The organism is Mesorhizobium sp. 01N446 (assembly GCF_056399285.1).
Window position 1 is genome coordinate 1 of sequence record NZ_JBFTRA010000028.1, and the last position, 1,301, is coordinate 1,301.

Consider the following 1,301-nt stretch of genomic DNA (forward strand, 5'->3'; position numbering starts at 1 on the left):
CGGCCACCGCCGGTTTCCTTTTCGCCGCCGAAGGCGCCGCCGATCTCGGCGCCCGACGTGCCGATATTGACGTTGGCGATGCCGCAATCCGAACCGTCGACACCAAGGAAACGCTCGGATTCCTGCAGGTCGCGGGTGAAGATCGACGACGACAGGCCGGCGCCSACGGCATTGTGCTCGTCGAGCACGGCGTCGAAATCCGAATATTTCATCACATAGAGGATCGGCGCGAAGGTCTCTTCCGTCACCGGCGAGACTTGGCTTTGCATCTCGACCAGAGCCGGATGCACATAATAGGCATCCGGGTGGCCGTTCTCGACGCGCGTACCGCCGGTCACCTTGCCGCCATGGGCGGCGGCTTCCTTCAACGCCTTCTGCATGGCGTCGAAGGCCGCCTTGTCGATCAGCGGCCCGACCAGCGAAGAGGTCTCCAGCGGATTGCCGACCGAGACGCTCTGATAGGCCTTCTTCAGGCGCGGCACGAGGGCATCGTAGACGCTCTCATGCACGAACAGGCGCCGCAGCGTCGTGCAGCGCTGGCCGGCCGTGCCCATGGCGCCGAAAGCGATGGCGCGCAGCGCCATGTCGAGRTCSGCGGTCGGGCAGACGATGCCGGCATTGTTGCCGCCGAGCTCCAGCACGGCACGCGCAAAGCGCTTGGCCAGGCGCGGGCCGACGTCGCGGCCCATGCGGGTCGAGCCGGTGGCCGAAACCAGCGGCACCTTGGGGTGATCGACCAGGATYTCGCCGACGGCGCGGTCGCCGATCAGCACYGGCGCCAGTCCCTGCGGCGCATCAGTGCCGAAACGCTTGACCGCGCGCTTGAAGATCGCCTCGCAGGCAAGCGCCGTCAGCGGCGTCTTYTCCGACGGCTTCCACACCACCGCGTCACCGCAGACCAGCGCGAGAGCCGCATTCCACGACCACACCGCGACCGGGAAGTTGAAGGCGGAAATGACGCCGACCACGCCGAGCGGATGCCAGGTTTCCATCATGCGATGGCCCGGACGCTCGGTGGCGATGGTCAGGCCGTACAATTGCCGGGACAGACCGACGGCGAAATCGCAGATGTCGATCATCTCCTGCACTTCGCCGAGCCCCTCGGAGGGGATCTTGCCGACCTCGATCGACACCAGCCGGCCAAGCTCGGCCTTGTGGGCACGCAATTCCTCGCCGAGCAGCCGCACCAGTTCGCCGCGCTTCGGGCCGGGCACCAGCCGCCAGGACTGGAATGCCTTGTGCGCGGCATCGATGGTCTTGGCCGCATCGGCGGGCGAAATGGTCTTCAGCGCCGCAATCTG

The 1,301-nt window shown here is 66.6% G+C and carries 1 protein-coding gene; it reads right to left on the minus strand.

What is annotated here, in order from left to right:
* The coding region (locus AC1DPX_RS35045; RefSeq protein WP_477242586.1) for an aldehyde dehydrogenase family protein at window positions 1-1,301 on the minus strand (1,301 nt) is incomplete at both ends.